Annotated in this window: 19 protein-coding genes; 10 read left to right on the plus strand and 9 right to left on the minus strand. The window is 73.7% G+C overall.

Annotation, left to right across the window (positions count from 1 at the left end; all coding sequences use genetic code 11):
* Nucleotides 1-145 precede the first annotated feature (145 nt).
* Nucleotides 146-1,114, plus strand: coding sequence for a D-2-hydroxyacid dehydrogenase (locus STBA_RS10940; protein WP_077059067.1), 969 nt, complete (start codon nt 146-148; stop codon nt 1,112-1,114).
* Nucleotides 1,114-2,598 (plus strand): amidase, encoded by a 1,485-nt coding sequence (locus STBA_RS10945; RefSeq protein WP_079251848.1) that lies wholly within the window; start codon nt 1,114-1,116, stop codon nt 2,596-2,598. Before STBA_RS10940 ends, STBA_RS10945 begins: the two co-directional genes overlap by 1 nt.
* A 31-nt stretch (nt 2,599-2,629) precedes the next feature.
* Here STBA_RS10945 and STBA_RS10950 read toward each other — a convergent pair whose 3' ends face one another.
* Both STBA_RS10950 and STBA_RS10955 read right to left on the minus strand, forming a co-directional pair.
* Nucleotides 2,630-3,139, minus strand: coding sequence for a DUF3830 family protein (locus tag STBA_RS10950; RefSeq protein ID WP_077059068.1), 510 nt, complete (start codon nt 3,137-3,139; stop codon nt 2,630-2,632).
* Complete coding sequence (locus tag STBA_RS10955; RefSeq protein ID WP_253194642.1) at nt 3,136-4,557, minus strand: M14 family zinc carboxypeptidase; 1,422 nt, start codon at nt 4,555-4,557, stop codon at nt 3,136-3,138. Before STBA_RS10955 ends, STBA_RS10950 begins: the two co-directional genes overlap by 4 nt.
* 204 nt (nt 4,558-4,761) lie before the next feature.
* Here STBA_RS10955 and STBA_RS10960 point away from each other — a divergent pair, with 204 nt between their 5' ends.
* Nucleotides 4,762-5,910, plus strand: a complete 1,149-nt coding sequence (locus STBA_RS10960; RefSeq protein WP_253194644.1) for a ThiF family adenylyltransferase — start codon at nt 4,762-4,764, stop codon at nt 5,908-5,910.
* Between the two features lie 487 nt (nt 5,911-6,397).
* On the opposite strand, the gene STBA_RS10965 is transcribed toward STBA_RS10960, so the two are convergent.
* The 3 genes from STBA_RS10965 to STBA_RS10975 form a co-directional block, all read right to left on the minus strand.
* Entirely contained in the window at nt 6,398-7,240 is an 843-nt protein-coding gene (locus STBA_RS10965) for a sugar phosphate isomerase/epimerase family protein (protein ID WP_253194646.1), read from the minus strand.
* A complete protein-coding gene (locus STBA_RS10970; protein ID WP_077063247.1) occupies nt 7,237-8,391 on the minus strand; it encodes a dihydrodipicolinate synthase family protein in 1,155 nt (384 codons plus the stop codon). Before STBA_RS10970 ends, STBA_RS10965 begins: the two co-directional genes overlap by 4 nt.
* An 82-nt stretch (nt 8,392-8,473) precedes the next feature.
* On the minus strand, nt 8,474-9,637 hold the full coding sequence (locus STBA_RS10975) for a Gfo/Idh/MocA family oxidoreductase (protein ID WP_077059070.1): 1,164 nt from the start codon (nt 9,635-9,637) through the stop codon (nt 8,474-8,476).
* 89 nt (nt 9,638-9,726) lie between these two features.
* Here STBA_RS10975 and STBA_RS10980 point away from each other — a divergent pair, with 89 nt between their 5' ends.
* Nucleotides 9,727-10,773, plus strand: coding sequence for a LacI family DNA-binding transcriptional regulator (locus STBA_RS10980; protein WP_077059071.1), 1,047 nt, complete (start codon nt 9,727-9,729; stop codon nt 10,771-10,773).
* A gap of 460 nt (nt 10,774-11,233) precedes the next feature.
* On the opposite strand, the gene STBA_RS10985 is transcribed toward STBA_RS10980, so the two are convergent.
* Complete coding sequence (locus STBA_RS10985; RefSeq protein ID WP_077059072.1) at nt 11,234-11,785, minus strand: GNAT family N-acetyltransferase; 552 nt, start codon at nt 11,783-11,785, stop codon at nt 11,234-11,236.
* A complete protein-coding gene (locus tag STBA_RS10990) occupies nt 11,782-12,384 on the minus strand; it encodes an XRE family transcriptional regulator (RefSeq protein ID WP_077059073.1) in 603 nt (200 codons plus the stop codon). Before STBA_RS10990 ends, STBA_RS10985 begins: the two co-directional genes overlap by 4 nt.
* Nucleotides 12,385-12,425: 41 nt before the next feature.
* Here STBA_RS10990 and STBA_RS10995 point away from each other — a divergent pair, with 41 nt between their 5' ends.
* The 4 genes from STBA_RS10995 (at nt 12,426) to STBA_RS11010 (ending at nt 16,019) form a co-directional block, all read left to right on the plus strand.
* Complete coding sequence (locus STBA_RS10995) at nt 12,426-12,980, plus strand: sugar O-acetyltransferase (protein WP_077059074.1); 555 nt, start codon at nt 12,426-12,428, stop codon at nt 12,978-12,980.
* Nucleotides 12,981-13,071: 91 nt separating this feature from the next.
* Nucleotides 13,072-15,264 (plus strand): SpoIIE family protein phosphatase, encoded by a 2,193-nt coding sequence (locus tag STBA_RS11000; RefSeq protein ID WP_253194648.1) that lies wholly within the window; start codon nt 13,072-13,074, stop codon nt 15,262-15,264.
* Nucleotides 15,265-15,315: 51 nt separating this feature from the next.
* Nucleotides 15,316-15,795, plus strand: a complete 480-nt coding sequence (locus STBA_RS11005; RefSeq protein ID WP_077059075.1) for an NUDIX domain-containing protein — start codon at nt 15,316-15,318, stop codon at nt 15,793-15,795.
* A gap of 17 nt (nt 15,796-15,812) precedes the next feature.
* On the plus strand, nt 15,813-16,019 hold the full coding sequence (locus tag STBA_RS11010) for a hypothetical protein (RefSeq protein WP_077059076.1): 207 nt from the start codon (nt 15,813-15,815) through the stop codon (nt 16,017-16,019).
* A 205-nt stretch (nt 16,020-16,224) separates the two neighbouring features.
* On the opposite strand, the gene STBA_RS11015 is transcribed toward STBA_RS11010, so the two are convergent.
* Nucleotides 16,225-16,515, minus strand: a complete 291-nt coding sequence (locus STBA_RS11015) for a hypothetical protein (RefSeq protein WP_077059077.1) — start codon at nt 16,513-16,515, stop codon at nt 16,225-16,227.
* Between the two features lie 29 nt (nt 16,516-16,544).
* Nucleotides 16,545-20,243, minus strand: a complete 3,699-nt coding sequence (locus tag STBA_RS11020; protein ID WP_077059078.1) for an ABC transporter ATP-binding protein — start codon at nt 20,241-20,243, stop codon at nt 16,545-16,547.
* Between the two features lie 144 nt (nt 20,244-20,387).
* Between STBA_RS11020 and STBA_RS39260 the strand changes: the two genes are divergently transcribed.
* Together STBA_RS39260 and erm are read left to right on the plus strand one after the other, a co-directional pair.
* Nucleotides 20,388-20,516: a hypothetical protein gene (locus STBA_RS39260; protein ID WP_290443784.1), complete on the plus strand. Its 129-nt coding sequence runs from the start codon at nt 20,388-20,390 to the stop codon at nt 20,514-20,516.
* 149 nt (nt 20,517-20,665) lie between these two features.
* Nucleotides 20,666-21,442 (plus strand): ErmE/ErmH/ErmO/ErmR family 23S rRNA (adenine(2058)-N(6))-methyltransferase, encoded by a 777-nt coding sequence (gene erm / locus STBA_RS11025; RefSeq protein ID WP_077059079.1) that lies wholly within the window; start codon nt 20,666-20,668, stop codon nt 21,440-21,442.
* Nucleotides 21,443-21,485 lie beyond the last annotated feature (43 nt).

A 21,485-nucleotide genomic window follows, 5' to 3' on the forward strand; every position in this document is an offset into this window, starting at 1 on the left:
ACCCCGCTTCATACGGGCCGGGAATACCGGGAAGAGACTTGAAAAAGCAGATGCCTTCGTTGACGAAGGTAGAGACGGGTTCCTACCGTGGTCAATCCTTGACTTCCAGCCAAACACCCCCTCGTTGCGGAGCGGTTTCCCTGCCATGTCCGAAGCCTGCGTTCTCGTCCTCGACGCCGACCCCCTGCCCCGCCTCGAACGGCTGACGGGCCGCGCCGTGGTACGGCACAGCGACGAGCAGTCGCTGGCCCGCCTGCTGCCCGACGCCGACGTGCTGCTCGTGTGGGACTTCACCTCGGACGCCGTGCGCGAGGCGTGGCCCGGGCCGGGTGCCCGGCCGCGCTGGGTTCACACTGCGAGCGCGGGGGTCGACCGGCTGCTGTGCCCCGAGCTGCTGGCGTCCGACACGGTGCTGACGAACGCCCGCGGGGTGTTCGACCGGCCGATCGCCGAGTACGTGGCGGGGCTCGTGCTGGCCATGGCCAAGGATTTCCGGCACAGCTGGAACGTCCAGCGCGAGCGCCGCTGGCAGCACCGCGAGACCGAAAAGGTGTTCGGCAGCAGGGCCGTCGTCGTCGGCTCGGGACCGATCGGGCGGCGCATCGGCACCACGTTGCAGGCACTCGGCGTGACGGTGGACCTGGTCGGGCGCACCGCCCGCGGGGCCGATGCGGACTTCGGCCGCGTCCACGCGGGCGGGGACCTGCCCGCGCTGCTGCCGACGGCGGACTGGGTGGTCTGCGCGGCTCCGCTGACCCCACAGACCGAAGGCATGTTCGACGCGGCGGCCTTCGCGCTCATGAAGCCCACGGCCCGGTTCCTGAACGTCGGGCGCGGCGGGCACGTCGTCGAGAACGACCTCGTCGCGGCGCTGCGCGCCGGGCGGCCCGCGGGGGCCGCGCTGGACGTGTTCGCCGCCGAGCCGCTGCCCGCGGACAGCCCGTTGTGGGATCTTCCGGAACTGATCGTGTCGCCGCACATGTCCGGCGACACTTATGGCTGGCGTGACGACCTTGCCGACCAGTTCCAGGACAACTTCGACCGCTGGCTTGCGGGTGAACCGCTGGCCAACGTCGTGGACAAGCGCCTTGGCTACGTGCCCGCGGAGGGCTGATGACCGATCTCTGCTCCCTGACCGCCGTCGAACTGACCGCCCGGTACGCGTCCGGGGACCTCTCCCCGGTGGCCGTGACGAAGGCCACGCTGGCGAGAGCCGAGGCCGTGCAGCCGGCCGTCAACGCCTTCGTGTTCACCGACGCGGAGGGCGCCCTGGCGCAGGCGGCGGCCGCCGAGGAACGCTGGGGGCGCGGCGCACCCGCGGGCCCCGTGGACGGCGTGCCCGTGACCGTCAAGGACATCCTGCTCCAGCGCGGCCACCCCACGCGGCGCGGCTCCGCCGCCCTGCCCGCGGGCGCGGGCCCGTGGGCGGAGGACGCGCCCGCGGTCGCGCGGCTGCGCGAGTCGGGTGCGGTGTTCCTCGGAAAGACCACCACGCCGGAATTCGGCTGGAAAGGAGTCACGGACGCGCCGCTCTCCGGCGCGACCGGCAATCCGTACGCGCCGGAGCGCACCGCCGGCGGTTCGAGCGGCGGGAGCGCCGCGGCGGTCGCGCTGGGCGCGGGACCACTGAGCCTGGGCACGGACGGCGGCGGGTCGGTCCGGATCCCGGCCTCGTTCTGCGGGATCTTCGCACTGAAGCCCACCTACGGCCGGGTGCCGCTGTACCCGGCGAGCGCGTTCGGCACGCTGGCCCACGTCGGCCCGATGACTTCGGATGCCGCGGACGCGGCGCTGCTGCTCGACGTCATCGCCCGGCCCGACCCGCGGGACTGGTCCCAACTGGCGCCACCCGCCCGCCCGTTCCGCCAGGCGCTGACGGCCGGCGAGGGCGGTCTCGCCGGGCTGCGCGTCGCCTGGTCGCCCACGCTCGGCGGGGTGGTCGTGGCGCCGGACGTGGCTGCCGCGGTGCGCGGGGCGGTGGAGCGCCTGGCCGGGCTCGGCGCCGAGGTGACGGAGACCGACCCGCCGCTGCCGCCGCTGCCCGAGGTGCTCGCCGCGTTCCACACCCTGTGGTTCAGCGGCGCGGCGCGGGTCACCCAGCACTTCGACGAGGCGCAGCGGGCGGCGATGGACCCGGGCCTGCGGGAGATCGTGGCGCAGGGCGCCGGGTACGGGGCACTGGACTACCTGGCGGCGGTCGACGTGCGGATGGCGATGGGCCGCCTGATGGGCACGTTCCACGAGGAGTACGACCTGCTGCTCACGCCGACCCTGCCGATCACGGCGTTCGGCGCCGGGACGGAGGTGCCCGAGGGCTCGGGGCTGGCGCGGTGGACGGAGTGGACGCCGTTCACCTACCCGTTCAACATGACCCAGCAGCCCGCGGCTTCCGTGCCCTGCGGGACCGGCGCGGACGGGCTGCCGGTCGGCCTCCAGCTCGTGGGCGCGCGGCATGCGGACGCGCTGGTGCTGCGCGCCGCGCACGCCCTGTACGCGGCCGGCGTGGCCGGGATCCCCGCGCCCGCGCTCGGGGCGCCCGCGACCGGGACGCCCGCGACCGTGGATCTCGCGACCGGGGCGCCCGGGCGCGGGCGCTGAGCGCGTCCCGGGTCCGGTCGGACCCCGGGCCCTACGCCCGGCGGAAGGAGAGGGTTTCGCCGAGGGCCCCGGCCCGCCACAGGTCCTGGCAGGCGTCGGCCATCCGGTCGAGACCGTCGACCACCGCGCCCCAGACGATGCCGGGGACCCAGCCCGCGTCGCCGTTGATGAGCAGGTTGTTCCGCTCGTAGAACAGCGCCAGGTCCACGACGGTCGTCCGGCCCTGGTGCTTGGCGTCGGTCTCGTAGCCGTAGGAGCTGGTGCCCAACTGGGTCTGGGTGAACGTGAAGTAGCACAGGTCGCCGGGGATCGGGGTGATCGTCGGGTTCTCCAGGGGGGGCTCCTGGGGCGCGAAGGGCGGGACCAGGGCGTAGATCTCGTTGCGCGCGTACTTCGCGTGGTACACGTCGCCGCCGAGCGGCAGCGCGTTCCACACGGCGTCGCAGGTGATCGGCGCCCGGTCGCTCAGCAGCCGGGCCGTACAGCTGACCTCGCGCTTGTCGAGCGAGACGGTGATGAACCGGTCGTCGGCGTTCGTCATGAGGTTCCCTCCAGTGGTGGGCGGGCCGGATGCCCACGATGCCACGCCGCCGGCCGGCGGCGGGTCGGCTCCTGGCGGTCCGCGGGCGGCGGGCCGAGCACCCGCGGGCCGAGCACCCGCGCGACGCAGTGCAGCGCCAGGCGTGCCTGGAGCTCGGCCTGGTCACGGACCGGAACGGCGCGCGGCGCGAACTCCGCCTCGAACTCCCGGCACCACTCCGTCACCAGATCGTCGAGCCCGAGGCGCGCCTTCGCGGCGCCGGGGCCCGGCGCGGCGCGCAGCGAACGGTCCAGCATCGCCGCGGCGCGCAGCGCGATGCGACGGGCGGCGATCAGCAGGGCGGCGGCGCTGCCGCGGGTGGCGGCGGGGCGGGTGCCGTCGGCGTACCGGAAGCCCGGCTTCAGCCAGGTCTCGACCACGCCGGGCGAAACGGCGACGAGTTCGCGGACGGCGGGCAGGAACGGGTCGTTCACGGCGCCGTTCCACTCGTCGGCAAGGGCCAGCAGACCGGCGACCTGGCCGATGCGCTGGAGCAGATTCTCGCCGGCCTCGGCGATGGCCTTCTCCGGGTCGGGGTAGGGCGCGGGGTCGGCGACGGCCTCGACCGCCCAGGCCGGTGCCTCCAGGATCACGGTGACCGTGCCGTACCGCGCCGGGTACAGCCACGTCGTGCCGGTGATCAGCCCCGAGGGGTCGCGCTCGCGCACGGTGTCCGGCTCGGGGAGCACCAGGACGCCGGGGCCCGACACATGCCAGTCGATCCCATCGAAAGGCCGCAGGTCGACGGGAATCGACAAGGCGGCGGAAACCTCCCGCACGGCGTCGACGAGACCGGGAACGGCGCGGGTGGCCTGGACGAATGCGCCGCCCATTTCACTTCCGTGCAGGGTGAATTGGAACTCCGGGCGCAGCTCATCCAGCAGCGCAAGCAGAATTTCCGATTCCGGCAGCGGACGGCGTTTTTCGCCGGGCGCGGGAAGGAATTCAGGCTGGCTTGCGAAAAGTGGCCGGTAGAAGCCGTGAAAGTATTCCCGGACACCCGGCAGGCCGTGCAGCCAATCCCCGTTGAGCCGGGATCCATCCGGGTCGAGACAGAGCAGGAAATGCCAGGAGCAGTCGGAGTCCTCAAGAAGTCCGCCCCCCGCGGCCGTCCCGATGGTACCGCCGGAGCCACCCAGGAGCAGCTCCGCGAGCCGCAGCGAAGTCGCCCCTCCCACAGGCTCGTTGGCATGGGCTCCGGCCACCAGGAGTACATTGCGCGCACCGTGGCCCACGGTGAGCAGAAGCAACGGGTCGCCCGCGCGGGAGCTGCCCAGGCGCCTTAATCGAATGGCCTTCGGATGGCGCCGCGCCATCCCGTGAGCGACATGAACCAGGTCATCGACCGATGGGTACCCCATGATGCTGTTCAACGACACCCTGAATCCAAGTCTCTGGGGCGGCGCGGCGCCGGACGTGGTTACGTACCGATGGAGTTGCTCTCCCCCGTCGTCTCCTTCTTGTCCAGCGGTCGTATCTCGATACGGGTCATGCCGCCCCCTTCCAATGGCCTGACGTCTTGCCAGTGTTCGCCCGGCGGGGCAGAGTGTCAAGGGTTGGACTCGCCAATTGGACGGGAACACATGGCTGTTGAAGCGTTATGGAAGCCGCGGATCAAGCCGGAGCATGCCGCTTATCGCACCACCGAAGGGAACATCCGTATCGGCAGTGTCATCTTCGGAATCGGTGCCGAGATCAAGGACCCCGCCGGATGGCTGTGGACGCTGGCATCGGGAGCGGACGGCACCCGCACGGAAGAGGCGCTCATCGGGCACGTGCTCGCGGGCCATCCCGAGCTTCCTGAGCTGACGGAGGACGAGGTCGGCGACGCGCTGCGGCAGCTGAACGAGGCGGGCTTCGTCGAGGATGCCGCCGCCGAACGGCCCGCCGCCCTGTCCGAACGGGAGGCCGAGCGCTACAGCCGCGGCGTGCCGCTGCTGCGCTGGATGGACCTCTCCCCGCGCCGCAACGCCTGGGAGGCGCAGGCGCGGCTGAAGGAGTCCGCCGTCCTGCTGATCGGCCTCGGCGGCGTCGGCGGCATGGCGGCGCAGGCCCTGGTGGCCTCGGGCGTCGGGCGCCTGCACTGCGTGGACTCCGACCGCGTCGAGCTGTCCAACCTCAACCGGCAGACTCTCTACCGCGAAGCGGACCTCGGCAGCGGCAAGGTCGCCGCCGGGGTGGCCCACTTGCAGGCGCTGAACTCCGATGTGCGGGTCACCGGCCAGGAGACCCGCGTCGGAACGCCCGGCGAGCTGGCGGCGCTGCTGTCCCGGCCGCCCGCCGGGGCGGGGGCGTGGGACGCGCTCCTGCTGTGCGCCGACCAGCCCTCGGACATCAGGCGCTGGACCAACCTGACCTGCCTGACCGCGAGGGTGCCGTGGGTGGACGGCGGCTATCGCGGACCGCTCATCACCGTCGGCGTGTACCGGCCGGGCCGGGGCGGCTGCTACGAATGCCTGCGGACCGCCGAATACGCCCGGCGGGACCTGCGGCTCGCCCCGGGACAGGACGAGTCGCGGGCCGCCCCGCGCATGGCATGGAACCCGGTGAACGCCGTGACGGCGGGCGTCGCGGGCAGCCTGATGGCCCACGCGGTGCTGACGCTGCTCACCGGCATCCCGCCGACCGAGCCCGGCTTCCGCTTCGGCGTCAACCTGATGGCACTCGACGACGCCACCTACACGCGTGACCCGGCCCGCCCCGACTGCCCTGCCTGCGGCACGGGCAGGTGAGGAGCCGAGCGTGGCCGTCGCGCCGGCCGCACCGGCAGGCGCCGCAGCCACGGGCAGCCTGCCGGGCGGAATCTCCCGGAACCTGCCGAACCCCAGCAGCCGGACGTGGCCGAGCCGGGGACGTCCGGCTTCGATCCGGGACACGACCGGGGCCGAGCAGCTGCCACCGTCACCGACGTGAGCCCGGGTCAGGCGGCGGGCGCAGCGGACCCAGCGGGCGCAGCGGCGAACCGCACCGTTCGCTGGGCCCACGCCCGCCGCGTCCGGCAGCGCCCGGCGGCGCCGGATCAGTCGGGCGCGCGCCCGGTCGCGCGGCCGGGCGAACAGCCGGACGCGCCGCAGCACCGCTGCAAGGCGGGCACCCACGCGGCCGGATGCGGCCGCGGTCCTGAAGAGTGAGCGCAGCATCGAGGTGCCCCCCGTCGGTCGTGCACAGCGGTCTCACCGGCTCGCCCGCTCCCCGGCGAGCGAGCCGATGACAACGACCCTACGCCGCGTCACTGACAAGGCACTCCCGGTAACGGGCCACCGTCTCCGCCAGCACCTCCTGCCCGTCGCGTGCCCACAGCCCGTCGTTGAAGATCTCCACCTCCACCGGCCCGCGGTACCCCGCCTCCGCCACGGCGTCCCGGAACCACCGCATGTCCACCGCGCCGTCCCCGATCTGCCCGCGCCCGTTCAGCACCCCGGCGGGCAACGGCGTGACCCAGTCGGCCAGTTGGAAGCTGTGGATACGCCCGCCCGCCCCGGCCCTGCGGATCTGCGCGGCGACGCGGTCGTCCCACCACAGGTGGTACGTGTCCACGACGATGCCGACCTGCTCGGCCGGGAAACGTTCCGCCAGGTCGAGGGCCTGCTCCAGCGTCGAGACGACGCACCGGTCGGCGGCGTACATCGGGTGCAGCGGCTCGATCGCCAGCCGCACGCCGCGCTCCGCCGCATAGGGGCCGAGCTCGGCCAGCGCGTCGGCGATGCGTTCCCGCGCGCCCGCCAGGTCGCGGCTGCCGGCCGGGAGGCCGCCGGAGACCAGCACCAGCGTGTCGGTGCCGAGCGCCGCCGCCTCGTCGACGGCGGCGCGGTTGTCGGCGAGCGCCGCCGCCCGTTCCGCCGGGTCGATGGCGGTGAGGAAACCGCCCCGGCACAGCGTGGTGACCGACAGCCCGGCGTCGGCCACGAGCGCGGCAGCCGCCGCGAGCCCGTACCGCGCGACCGGCTCGCGCCACAGCCCGACCCCCGGCACGCCAAGACCGACGAGGCCGTTGACCAGCTCGGGCAACGGCAGCTGCTTCGCGGTCATCTGGTTGATGGAGAACCCGGTGAGGTCGGTCACTGCGCCACCCCGTGCACCGCGAGCAGCCGCGCCATCCGCTCCCTGGCCAGCGCCGGGTCGGGGAACAGGCCGAGCCCGTCCGCCAGTTCGTACGCTCGCGCCAGATGCGGCAGCGAACGGGCCGACTGGAGCCCGCCCACCATCGTGAAGTGGTCCTGGTGCCCGGCCAGCCAGGCCAGCAGCACGACCCCCGTCTTGTAATACCGCGTCGGCGCCCGGAACAGGTGCCGCGACAGCTCCACCGTCGGGTCGAGGTGCGCCCGGAAGCCCGCGACGTCGCCGGTGTCCAGCGTCCGCACGGCCTCGGCGGCCAGCGGCCCGAGCGGGTCGAAGATGCCCAGCAGCGCGTGGCTGAAGCCCTGCTCGTCGCCCGCGATCAGCTCCGGGTAGTTGAAGTCGTCGCCCGTGTAGCAGCGCACGCCCGAGGGCAGCCGCCGCCGCAGCTTGATCTCGCGCTGGGCGTCGAGCAGCGACACCTTGACCCCGTCCACCTTGTCGGCGTGGGTCCCGATGATGTCGAGGAACGTGTCGGTCGCCGCGTCCAGGTCCTCGCTGCCCCAGTAGCCCGTCAGCGCCGGGTCGAACATCGGCCCGAGCCAGTGCAGGACGACCGGCTCGGCGGCCTGCCGCAGCAGGTGCCCGTACACCTCCGCGTAGTCCTCAGGGCCCCGGGCCGCCGCCGCCAGCGCCCGGGAGGCCATGAGGATCGCCTGCGCGCCGGTCTCCTCGACCACCGCGAGCTGCTCCTCGTACGCGGCGCGCACCGCGGCGGTGTCCGCCGGGCCGGTCAGCTGGTCGGTGCCGACGCCGCACGCGATGCGCCCGCCCGCCGCGCGCGCCTCCGCGCCGGAACGGCGGATCAGCTCCGCGGCCCCCGCCCAGTCGAGGCCCATGCCGCGCTGCGCGGTGTCCATCGCCTCCGCCACGCCCAGGCCGTGGGCCCAGAGGTGGCGGCGGAACGCCAGGGTGGTGTCCCAGTCCACGGCCGCCGGCCCTTCGGGCGTCGTGTCGGCGAACGGGTCGGCGACGACGTGCGCCGCCGAGAAGACGATGCGGGAGGTGAGCGGCGCGCCCCCCGGCGCGGGGCTCGCAGGCACGGCGCGCGGCCGGTACTCGCGCAACTGGCCGCCGGGTTCGGGCAGCCGGATCACTTCGGTCACGTTCTGGCCCTCCTCACGGGCTCGGTCATCACAGGCTCGGTCATCACAGGCTCGGTCATCACAGGCTCGGTCATCACAGGCTCAGCTCGGGAACGGTCAGGCGGCGGCCGTCCGCCGAGGACGCGAGCCCCAGCTCGGCGAGCTGCACGCCCCGCGCGCCCGCCAGCAGGTCCCAGGTGTACGGCTCGTCGAGCACCACGTGCCGGAGGAACAGCTCCCACTGTGCCTTGAAGCCGTTGTCGAACTCGCCGTTGTCCGGCACCTCCTGCCACTGCTCGCGGAACACCTCGGTGGCCGGCAGGTCCGGGTTCCACACCGGCTTCGGCGTGGCCGAACGGTGCTGCGCCCGGCAGTTGCGCAGACCGGCGACCGCGGAGCCCTCGGTGCCGTCCACCTGGAACTCCACCAGCTCGTCCCGGTTGACCCGCACCGACCAGGACGAGTTGATCTGCGCGATGATGCCGCCGGCCAGCTGGAAGATGCCGTACGCGGCGTCGTCCGCGGTGGCCTCGTAGGGCTTGCCCTGCTCGTTCCAGCGCTGCGGGATGTGCGTGGCGGCCAGCGCCTGCACGGTCTCCACGCGCCCGAACAGCTCGTGGAGCACGTACTCCCAGTGCGGGAACATGTCGACGACGATGCCGCCGCCCTCCTCGGACCTGTAGTTCCAGGAGGGGCGCTGGGCGGGCTGCCAGTCCCCCTCGAAGACCCAGTACCCGAATTCGCCGCGCACCGACAGGATGCGCCCGAAGAAGCCGCCGTCCACCAGCCGCTTGAGCTTCTGGAGCCCCGGCAGGAACAGCTTGTCCTGCACCACCCCGTGCTTGACGCCCGCGTCCGCGGCCTGCCGGGCCAGCGCCAGCGCGCCCTCCAGGGAGGTCGCGGTCGGCTTCTCCGTGTAGATGTGCTTGCCCGCCGCGATGGCCTGCTTGATGGCCGCCTCGCGGGTCAGGGTGATCTGCGAGTCGAAGTAGATGTCGATGCCGTCGTCGGCCAGCACCGCGTCGAGGTCCGTGGTGACCGCCGCCTCGGGGTCGAGGCCGTGCCGCCGCGCGATCTCGCGCAGCGCGTGCTCGCGGCGCCCGACCAGCACCGGCTCGGGCCAGATCACCGAGCCGTCGCCGAGGTCGACGCCGCCCTGTTCCCGGATGGCCAGGATCGAACGGACCAGGTGCTGGCGGTAACCCATGCGCCCGGTGACACCGTTCATGGCGATCCGGACGGTCTTCTTCGTCGTCATGCCCTTCCCTCCCAGAAAACACAGTAAGCGCTTTCTATCCGTGGAGAAGCTAACCTCTCCCCAGCGGCTAGGACAAGTGGGAGCAGAGCATGTCAGTCACGCTGGCGGACGTTGCCGCCCGCGCGGGGGTGTCCGCGGCAACGGTTTCCCGCGTTCTCAACGGCAACTATCCCGTGGCGGGAGCCACGAGGAACCGGGTGCTGCGCGCCGTCGAAGAGCTGGAGTACGTGGTCAACGGCCCGGCCAGCGCCCTGGCTGCCGCCACGTCCGACCTCGTCGGCGTGCTGGTCAACGACATCGCCGACCCGTTCTTCGGGATCATGGCCGGCGCGGTGCAGTCCGAGATCGGGCACGCCACGCGCAAGCTGGCCATCGTCTGCAATACCGGCGGCTCCCCGGAGCGCGAGCTGACCTACCTCACGCTCCTCCAGCGGCAACGGGCGGCGGCCGTCGTGCTCACCGGCGGGGCGGTGGAGGACCCGGCGCACGGGGAAGCGCTCGCCGCCCGGCTGCGGCGGCTGGACGCCGCGGGCAGCCAGGTCGTGCTGTGCGGCCGGCCGCCGCTCGGCGCGGCCACGGCCGGCCCGCACCCGCTGACCGTGACGTTCGACAATCGGGGCGGCGCCCGGCGCCTGACCGACCACCTGCTGACCCTCGGTCACCGCCGCCTCGGTTACCTCGCCGGCCCGGCCGCCAGGACGACCACCCGCCACCGTCTCGAAGGCCACCGCACCGCCATGGCGGCCGCGGGGCTGGCCGACGACGCGGAACGGCTGACGGCGCACGGCGCGTACGACCGCGCCTCCGGCTACGACGGCGCGCTGGAACTGCTGCGCCGCGACCCGGACCTGACGGCCATTCTGGCCGCCAACGACACGGTGGCCCTCGGCGTCTGCGCGGCGCTGCGCGACCGCGGCCTGCGCATCCCGCAGGACGTGTCCGTCACCGGGTTCGACGACCTGCCGTTCGCGGTGGACGCGATGCCCGCGCTCACCACGGTCCGCCTCCCGCTGCACGCCGCCGGCGCCCGCGCCGGGCGCCTCGCGCTCGGCCGCGAGGACGCGCCCCCCGGCGGCGTCGCCACGTTCCGCGGCGACCTGATGGTCCGCGACTCCACGGCACCACCCCGCCGCTGACCCGGGACGCCCCGGGAACCGTCGGAGTCCGGCCCGGGCGGGGGCCCGGGGCGGGACACGGATTTCCGACGAACGGCCGGGCCCGGCCCGGCCCGGCAACGGCCGGACGGCCAGGAACGACCAGGGCCGGACGCCCGGAAACCCCCGGGCACGGTCAGCGGGCAACGCGCCCCGACGAACGCCCCAGACCCGAGCCCGGAACGGCCAAGGCCACGCCCCGGCGAACGGCCCGGAACCCCCCGGGCACGGTCGGCGGGCAACGGACTCCGGCGGACGCCCCAGACCCGAGCCCGGAACGGCCAAGGCCACGCCCCGGCGAACGGCCCGGAACCCCCCGGGCGCGGCCGGCGGGCAACGAACCCCGGCGAACGGCCGGGGCGCCGCCCGCCGCGGGCTCGCGGGAACGATCCCGGCGGGGCGGTTGGACGGCGGACGGGCGGGGCCGGGCGGGGCGGTCGGCTCATGCCGTCGTTCGGAGGGTCTCCGTGCGGCTCAGGAATTTGTGGAAGAAGCTGGCCGGCTGCAGCGTGCCCGCCGGATCGGACGCGTAGTCCGGCACCTCGCCGTACTTGGTCCAGCCCGCGGACCGGTACAGGTGCTCCGCGGTGCTGCCCGTCTCGGTGTCGAGGAGCAGCAGCGTCACTCCCGCGGCCGTCGCCGCCCGCTCGGCCGTGGCCAGCAGCGCGGCGGCCGTGCCCCGGCCGCGCGCCCCGGGGTGCACCATCAGCTTCGCTATGTGGCCGCGATGCCGTCCGTTCTGCTCGGGGGCGAGGGCCAGGCTGACGGTGCCGACCAGCCGCCCGCCGGACCGCGCCGCCCACACCGTCAGGCCGCCGTCCGCGAGCGCGGGGGCGCGCGCCGCCCACCAGGCCGCCGCGTCCGCGCGGCCGAAGGGCCGCACGAAGCCGAGCGAGGCGCCGTCCGCGACCACGTCGGCCAGCAGGGCGGCGAGCTCCTCCGCGTGTGCCAGCAGCTCCTCGGGCGCGGACAGCCGGACGATCACGGTGCTCACGGCAGCACCACCACAACGGCGTACCGGACGGCCGCGGGTCCGGGGCAGTGGTAGCGCGAGGGGCCCCAGAGCCGGAACCGCACGCAGTCGCCCCGCCGCAGCCCGTGCGTCTCCTCCCCCACCGTGACCTCGACGGCGCCGTCGAGCACCCACACGTGGTGCTCGAGCCCGGGCACGGGCGGCGCGTCGTAGGCGATGGCGGCGCCGGGCCGCAGCTCGCCCTCGATCACCTCGGCGCGCAGCCCCGCGTGCGGCGGCGAGACCGAGCGCCGGACGAACCCGGCGGAGGCGTCGGCCCACACCTCCTGCCGGCCGGCGCGCACCAGGCCGGGCGGCTCCCGTTCGACCTCGCTGAGCAGGCGCGACATCGTGCGCTCGTAGACGGTGCACAGCTTGCCGAGCATGGCCGCGGTGGGGCTCAGCTCGGCCCGCTCCACGCGCGAGAGCGTCGAACGGCTCACCCCGCTGCGCTCCGCCAGCTCTTCGAGCGACCAGCCCCGCTCGCCGCGCAGCTCGCCGAGCCGCGCCGCCAGCCTGGCGTCGACCGACCCGTCCGGCGGACCGGCCGCCACCTCAGTGCTTCCCACATCCGGGAGCATATCCCAGACCAGAGACAGCGAGGATCGTCTAGGGTCCCGCCATGGCCACCCAGAAGGAACGCATGCTCGCCGGTGAGCTGTACATCGCCGACGACCCCGAAATCGCGGCCGACGCCCTGCGCGCCGTGCAGCTCTCCGAACGGTTCAACGCCACCGCGACCGCCGATCCCGAGACCAGGCGGGCGGCGCTGGCCGCGCTGCTCGGGGAGGTCGGCGAGGGCACCGAGGTGCGGCCCCCGTTCCACGTCGACTACGGGCACCACATCACGATCGGCCCGCGCACGTTCGTGAACTTCGGCGCCGTCTTCCTCGACGTCGCCCCCATCACCATCGGCGCGGACGTCCAGATCGGGCCGAACGTCCAGCTGCTCACCCCGACCCATCCGGTCGAACCGGAGCCGCGGCGCGAGAAGTGGGAGGCGGCGGCCCCCATCACCATCGGCGACAACGTGTGGCTCGGCGGCGGCGTCATCGTCTGCCCCGGGGTCACCATCGGCGAGAACACCGTGGTCGGCGCGGGTGCCGTCGTCACCAAGGATCTGCCGCCAGGCGTCGTCGCGGTCGGCAACCCCGCCCGCGTCACCCGGGGCGTCTAGCCGCGCACACACCGTGCGGCCGTCGGTCGCGGGGGGCCATCCCCGCGGCTACGGTGGTCGGGAGGGCCACTGAAGCCGGGAGGTGCACCACGTGACTTCCCTCCGCCGCGGCGGCAAGGGCGGCGCGTTCACCCTGCTGCTCGTCTACCTCGCGCTGCTCACGGCCCTCCAGATCTGGTCGGGGCACAACAACCTCACCGGCTGGTCCGCGTATTCGGTGCTCGCGCCGATGGCCGCGAGCGCCCTGCTCACCATGCGCGCCACTCTCGTGGTGGGCCTGCTGACCATCGTCTCCGTGATCATCGCCTACGGCGGCAGCATCCCGGGGCTCTCCAGCGGCACCCGGGGCGTCATCGTCTCCTCGGCCGCCTGCTCGACCGTGCTCGCCATGGTGATCTGCCGCATCCGGCTGAACCGGGAGGCCCGCGTCAGCCGGCTCACGATCGCCCGCGAACGGCTGACGCTGCTCCGCGTCGCCAGCCGCCACGTCGGCAGCACGCTCGACGTGCGCCGCACGGCGTGCGAGGTCACCGAGATCGCCGTACCCGGCTTCGCCGACCTGGTCACGGTGGACCTGTACGAGTCGGTGCTGCGCGGCGAGGAGCCCGCCGCCCCGGACGGCAACCCGCTGCGCCGCGTCGCGCAGCGCTCCGTCGCGGACGAGGAGTCGGCGGACGAGGGCGCGCGGGACGGCGCGAACGGACCGGACGGACCGGACGGACCGGACGGACCGGACGGACCGGACGGACAGCAGGAACAGCAGGAACAGCAGCAACAGCAGGAGGAACAGGAGAGGACCGACGAGAAGGAGGCGTACGAGGGCGGCACCCCGGCCTTGGGCCACCACCTGACCCAGGGCCCCGACGTGCGCGCCCGCATCCTGGACGACTCCGACGTCGGGACCTGGCTGGCGGCGAACCCGCGGTACGCCGCCCAGGCCACCGCGGGCACCAGCCGCTCCGGCATCGCGGTGCCGCTGCGCGCCCGCGGCACCACCCTCGGCGTGGCCGTCTTCGTCCGGCACCTGCGGGCCGACCCGTTCGACGCGGACGACCTGCTGCTCGCCGAGGAGATCGGCGCCCAGGCCGCCGTCTGCGTCGACAACGCCCGCCGGTACACCCACGAGCACCGGGCCTCGCTCACCCTCCAGCAGAGCCTGCTGCCGCGCCGGCTGCCCGAGGTCGCGGCCGTCGAGGTGGCCACCCGTTACCTGCCCGCGGACTCGAGCGCCGGGGTGGGCGGCGACTGGTTCGACGTCATCCAGCTGTCCGGCGCCCGGGTGGCGCTGGTCGTCGGCGACGTGGTGGGGCACGGCCTGTACGCCTCGGCGACGATGGGGCGGCTGCGTTCCGCGGTGCGCACCCTCGCCGACATCGACCTGGCGCCCGACGAGTTGCTCACCCACCTCGACGACGTCGTCATCCGGCTGCGTCTCGAGACCGAGGGCGGCGAGCAGGAGGGCGGGGCCCAGGAGAACCCGGCCGGCGCGGTCGGCGCCACCTGCCTGTACGCCGTGTACGACCCGGTCTCCCGTACCTGCTCGATGGCGCGCGCCGGCCACCCCGCGCCGGCGCTGGTCCGGCCGGACGGGCGCGTGGAGTTCATCGACGCGCCGCCGGGCCAGCCGCTGGGGCTCGGCGGGCTGCCGTTCGAGGCCCACGAAGTGCTGCTGCCGGAGGGCAGCTACCTCGCCCTCTACACCAACGGGCTGATCGCGCGCCACCACGACATGGAACGCGGGCAGGCGACGCTCCGGCAGGCACTCTCCCAGCCGGTGCACTCGCCCGAGGCGGCCTGCGACGCCGTCCTCAGGGCCATGCTCGACGGGGAGCCCACCGACGACATCGCCCTGCTCGTCGCCCGCACCCGCGCGCTGGACGCCGCGCACGTCGCGAGCTGGCACATCCCCGACGACCCGACCGCCGTCGCCCACGCCCGCGAGCTGGCCGAAGGCCAGCTGACCTCCTGGGGACTCGAGGAGGCCACGTTCACCATGGAACTCGTCGTCAGCGAGCTTGTCACCAACGCCATCAGGCACGCGGACGGACCCATCCAGCTGCGCCTCATCCGCGAGCCCGCGGCCCTGATCTGCGAAGTGTCGGACAACAGCAGCACCTCACCGCACCTGCGCCGGGCGCGGGTCTTCGACGAGAGCGGCCGGGGCCTGTTCATCGTCGCCCACCTGACCGCGCGCTGGGGCACCAGGCACGGCCGCGAGGGCAAGACGATCTGGGCCGAACTGTCGTCCTCGCCCTCGCCCGAAGGGCTGCTCGCCGCCGGCTGACGCCCCGGCCGGCCGCGGCGCGCCGCGTCGCGCTTCGCCTACGCTTCCGGCATGACCGAATCCGCCGCGCCGCTCGCCACCGGACCGCTGGGTATGCGGCTGCTCGCGTTCGACCGCCTGCCGGAGGACACCCGGTTCGACCGGGAGCCGGCCGGCTACGCACTCGTGGCGCTGTGGCACGCGGGGCTGCTGCTCCTGGTGCACGAACGCGACCGGGACTGCTGGGAGCTGCCGGGCGGCACGCTGGACCCGGGCGAGACGCCGCGCGAGGCCGCGGCACGGGAGCTGGCCGAGGAGTCGGGGCAGCACGTCGCGCCGGAGCGGCTGCACTTCGCGGGCTTCGCACGGACGTGGCTGCCGGACCGGCCGGTGCTGCGCGGCGCGCTGTTCCACGCCGAGGCGGACGAACGGGCCGTGTTCGAGCCGACGCCGGAGATAGCCGGCGTCCACTGGTGGAACCTGCGGGACCCGATGCCGCACGGCAGGCTCCAGACGGTCGACGCTTATCTGGCGGCGCTGGTCCGCCCCTGAACGGTACGGTTGCGCGCATGGGGTTCGATTTCCGCGAGCATCCCGACGGCTCCGTGCACATCACGCACCACGGCCGCCGGGCGACCACGCTGCGCGGCGCGCGTGCCCTGCAATTCCTCGCCGAGGTGAACGGGGACGATCCGCAGCGGGTGATGGCCCGGTGGACGGGCAACTACCGCCGCGGCAACGAGCGCACCGCCCGCAACCACCCGCGCAACCGCTGACGCCCGGCTGCCACCCGGGGGTCCCGCGGAGCAATACGCCTAGGCCCTGTCCGGCCGATCTTGCCGGGCCCGCGACGCCAGCTACGGCACCTCGCTGCGTTACCGAATCGCGCGAATACGGACAGGTATGAGCTGCGATCCGGCGCCTTGCGATGCACCGCATCTGACGCCGCGGGCTGATCCGACAAGATCGACAGGACAGGACCTAGTACCGCCGGACGCGGTTGGCGATGACGTTTCCTGCGACGAGGTACACCACGGCGGCGAGTCCGTAGCCGCACACCACGCGGGCCCATTCCTCGTCGAACGTGAACAGGTCGTGCGACCAGGCGGCCAGCCAGCGGGACGCGTCGTGCAGGAACTCCACCAGGCCGTTCTGCTCGTTGGCGTCCAGCAGGTACATGAGGACCCAGAGGCCGATGATGCACGCGGCGATGTCCGCGACCACGGCGATGATCGCAGCCGTCGGTCCAAGATTCACTTTTCTAGTGGACATGACACGTCGAGTTGCCCGCGCCCCGCCCGTCAAACGCCCGCGGACCGCGCGGGCTCCCCCGCGTAGGTGCGCCACAGCTCCGCGTACCGGCCGCCGGCCGCGAGGAGTTCGGCATGGGTGCCGTCCTCGGCGACCCGCCCGTGGTCGAGGACCACGACGCGGTCGGCGCGCGCGGCGGTCGTCAGCCGGTGGGCCACGACCAGCGTGGTCCGGCTGCCCGCGAGGCGGTCCGTCGCCCGGTTGACCAGCGCCTCCGTCGCCAGGTCGAGGGCCGCGGTCGCCTCGTCGAGCAGCAGTACGTCCGGCCGCACCAGCTCCGCGCGGGCCAGGGCTATCAACTGCCGCTGCCCCGCCGACAGATTCCGCCCGCGTTCGCCCACCTCGTAGTGGTAACCGCCCGCGAGCGCCGCGATCATGCCGTGCGCGCCGACCGCGCGCGCCGCTGCCTCCACCTCCGCATCGGTCGCGCCGGGGCGGCCGTAGGCGATGGCGTCCCGGACCGTGCCCTGGAACAGGTACGGCTCCTGCGGCACCACGCCGAGCCGGTGCCGGTACCCGGCCAGGTCCAGGTCCCGCAGGTCGGTGCCGTCCACCAGGACCGCGCCGCCCGTCGGGTCGTAGAACCGGGCCACGAGCTTGACCAGCGTCGACTTGCCCGCGCCCGTCTCGCCGACGAACGCCACCGTCTGCCCGGCCGGAATGGCCAGCCGGATGCCCGCGAGGGCCTCCTTGCCGTCCGCGTAGGCGAAGTGCACGTCGTCGAAACGGAGTTCGCCGCGGAGCGATGCCACGGGCAGCGGCCGCGCCGCCTCGGGCGTCGTGGTGGGCTCGCGCAGCAGCTCCTGGATGCGGCGCAGCGAGACCAGCGCCTGCTGGTAGCCGTCGAAGACCTGCGACAGCTGCTGCACCGGCGCGAAGAACAGCTCGATGTACAGCAGGTACGCCACCAGCGCGCCCGCGGAGAGCGTGCCGTCCGCCACGCGCCCCGCGCCGACGATCAGCACGCCCGCGGTGGCGAGCGTCGCCAGGAGCTGCACGAACGGGAAGTACACCGACATCAGCCACTGCCCGCGCACCCGTGCCTGCCGGTAGCCGTCCGAACGGGCGGTGAACCGTTCGTAGCCGTCGCGTTCGCGCCGGAACGCCTGCACCATCCGCAGCCCGGCCACCGACTCCTGAAGGTCGGCGTTGACACCGCTGACCCGTTCGCGCGCCAGCTCGTAGGCGCGCACGCTGTGCCGCCTGAAGACGACCGTGCCGATGGCGAGCGGCACCAGCGTGGCCAGCACCACCAGCGCCAGCTGACCGTCGAGGACGATCAGCACGCCCATGATCCCGAAGAACGTCAGCACCGCGACCAGGGCCTGCGTCAGTCCGGTCTGGAGGAACGTGGTCAGCGCGTCCACGTCCGTCGTCATCCGGGTCATCAGCCGGCCGGTCAGCTCCCGCTCGTAGTAGTCGAGGCCGAGCCGCTGGAGGTGGCTGAAGATCTTCACGCGCAGCGAGTACAGGGCGCGTTCGCCGGTGCGGCCGACGGCCCGGGTGGCGCCGAACTGCGCGGCCCACTGGGCGAGGACGACGACGAGCGCGAGCCCGGCCGCCGTCCACACCGCGCCGAGCGCCGCCCGCTGCACCCCCTCGTCGATGCCGTGCCGGATCAGCACCGGCAGCAGCAGCGAGGCCGCCGCGTCCGCGACGACGAGCAGCAGCGCGAGCACCAGCGGCCGGCCGAGACCGCCCAGCAGCCGGCGCAGCCCGTAGCTCGCCTCGGGGCGGGTGGCGCGCTCCTCGTCGATGTCCGGGGTCCCGTCCGCCGGCGGCAGCGCGGCGACCTGCGCGAGCAGTTCGGGCGTCGCGCCCTGCGCGTCCCGCGCGTTCGGCGCGTCCTGAAGTCCGGCCCGCGCGGGCCGCGCCCACGGGTCGGCCGCCGGTTCGGCTCCCGGCCCGGTCTCCGGCCCGGTCTCGTGAAGGCCCGCCGGGTCGCGTTCGACGCCGCCGAGCTCGCCCGGGTCGGCGAGCAGCCGCCGGTACAGGTCGCAGCGGGCCACCAGTTCCTCGTGCGTGCCGGTGTCCACCAGCCGCCCGCGGTCCAGCACGGCGATGCGGTCGGCGAGCTGGAGGGTGGACTGCCGGTGCGCGATCAGCAGCGTCGTCCGCCCGGACATGACCGAACGCAGCGCGTCGTGGATCTCGTGCTCGACGCGGGCGTCGACGGCCGAGGTGGCGTCGTCCAGGATCAGCAGTCTGGGGTCGGTGAGGATCGCGCGGGCCAGCGCGACGCGCTGCCGCTGGCCGCCGGAGAGCGTGAGGCCTTGTTCGCCGACGACCGTGTCGTAGCCCTCGGGCAGCGCGGAGATGAAGCCGTCGGCCTGCGCGGCGCGCGCGGCGGCCCTGATCTGCTCCTCGCCCGCCTCCGGGTGGCCGTAGGCCAGGTTGGCGCGGATGGTGTCGGAGAAGAGGAAGCTGTCCTCGGGCACCAGGCCGATGGCGGCGCGCAGCGACGCGTAGGTGAGGTCCCGGACGTCCTCGCCGCCGACCCGCACGGAGCCGCCGTCCGGGTCGTAGAACCGCGGCAGCAGCAGCGACACCGTCGACTTGCCGCTGCCGGACGGGCCCACCACGGCCAGGGTCTCGCCCGGTTCGATGCGCAGCGACAGGTTGTTCAGCACCGGCGGCCCCTCGCCGTAGCCGAAGCTGACGGCGTCGAACTCGACGGTCGCGGGCGCGTCGGCGGGCAGTTCGTGCGCGTTCTCCGCCTCGCGTATCTCCGGTTCTGTGTCGATCAGTTCGAGCACGCGCTCGACGCCGGCCCGCGCCTGCTGGCCCATGGTGAGGATGACCGTGAGCATCCGCACCGGCCCGACGAGCTGGGCCAGGTAGGTGGAGAACGCGACGAACGTACCCAGCGTGATCCGGCCCTCGGTCGCCATCCAGCCGCCGAGCGCCAGCATGGCGACCTGGCCGAGCGAGGGAACGGCCTGGAGGAGCGGGGTGTACCTGGCGGAGAGGCGGACGGTCCGCAGCCGCGCCGCGAACAGCTTCCGCCCCGCGGCGCGCAGCTTCCCGGTCTCCTGCTCCTCCTGCCCGAAGCCCTTGACGACCCGCACGCCCGTGATGGCGCCGTCGACGACGCCGGCCACCGTGCCCGCCTCGTTCTGCGCGACCCAGGTGGCGGGGAACAGCCGGGTGCGGCTGCGCCGCGCGACGAACCACAGCGCGGGCGCGACGGCCAGCGCGACCAGGGTCAGGGGCGGCGAGAGGGTCAGCATGACGACCAGGGAGACCGCGAAGAGCATCAGGTTCCCGATGGTCATCGGCATCATGAACAGCAGGCCCTGGATCAGCTGGAGGTCACTGGTGCCGCGGCCGACGACCTGTCCCGTGCTGAGCTGGTCCTGCCGCCGACCGTCCAGTCGGGTGATGCTGCGGAACATCTCGGTGCGCAGATCGTGCTGCACGTCGATGCCGAGCCGGCCGCCGTAGTAGCGGCGGACGTACGTCAGCGCGTAGACGACGACGGCCGAGGCGGCCAGCAGCCCGATCCACAGGGCGAGGCCGCCCTCCTCGCCGATCACGACATCGTCGATGACGACCTTGATGAGCAGCGGCATGAGCGCCATCACGCCCATGCCGACGAGCGAGGCGCCGACCGAGAGCAGGAGGTTGCGCCGGTACCGCCAGCAGTAGGCGGTCAGCCGCCGTATCCATCCACCGTCCCGTGCCGTCACCGCAGCGCCTCCCGTTTCCTGATGACCGCAGTGCTCAACACCTCGGGCCTGCGTTTTTCATCCCACCGCAACAATATGAAGAACTTTCCGGCCGTCCGCTAAATGATTTGGCGGTCCAGCGGCGGTGTGCATAGGCTCTGGCGCATGGCAGGAACGCTGTACATCGACGGACTGTGCGCCAACGCGCGGTCCGCCGACTGGAGCCCGCTCCACATCCGCCGCCCTCGCGTTCGGCGCCCGGCCCTGGTCCGCCAGGACTCGCCCGGCGTCTGAGCCTTCACGTCTCCAGAGCCTTTCGCGTCTCCTCACGGCTGCCAGGGCCGTCCGGGTCCCACCCGACCGGACAGGCCGACGGCACAGCGTTCCCGTTTTCCCCCAGATGACTGCCGCCCGGCCTGTCCTCATCCCCGAGGACGACGCCCGTGGCTTCCCGCCGCAAAACCCTCTCCCAGAATTTCCTGCACAGCACCGCCGTGCTGGGCCAGATCGTCCGCGCCGCCGAGCTGGGGCCGAGCGACCTGGTCGTCGAGCCCGGCGCGGGCGAGGGCACCCTCACCCGCGCGCTGGCGCGCGCCACGCGCCAGGTCATCGCCTATGAGCTGGACCCGGCCCTGGCGGCCCGGCTGCCCGAACGGCTGCGCACCGAGCGCAACGTCCGGGTGGTGCCGGGCGACTTCCTGCGCGCGCAGCCGCCGCGCACGCCGTTCGCCGTGGTCGGCAACATTCCGTACTCCCGCACCACGGACATCGTGCGGTGGTGCCTGACGGCCAGGGGCCTGACCTCGGCCACGCTGGTCACCCAGCTGGAGTTCGCCCGCAAACGCACCGGCGACTTCGGCACGTGGCCGCTGCTGACGGTGCAGAGCTGGCCCGAGCACGCCTGGCACCTGGGCCCGCGCATCCGGCGCCACCACTTCACGCCGGTACCGCGCACGGACTCCGCGGTGCTGCGCATCGTGCGCCGACCCGCCCCCCTCGTGCCCCGGCGCGACCTGCCCGCCTACCGTGCGCTGGTCGCCGAGGGCTTCACCGGGGTCGGCGGCTCCCTGCGCGCGACGCTGTCGCGGCACCACGACACGGCCCGGGTGCGGAACGCCCTGCGGGCCGCGGGGGTACCGAACGACGCGCCGGTGGGCCGCGTGACGCCGCGGCAGTGGCTGACCGTGTTCACGCGGCTGCACCGGGGGCGCGGCGGGTGAGGCGTGAGGTGCGGCATCCGTCGCCGCCGGCCCGGCGCGGCGG

Origin of the sequence: Streptomyces sp. MP131-18, assembly GCF_001984575.1 — a bacterium.
Lineage (GTDB): Bacteria > Actinomycetota > Actinomycetes > Streptomycetales > Streptomycetaceae > Streptomyces > Streptomyces johnsoniae.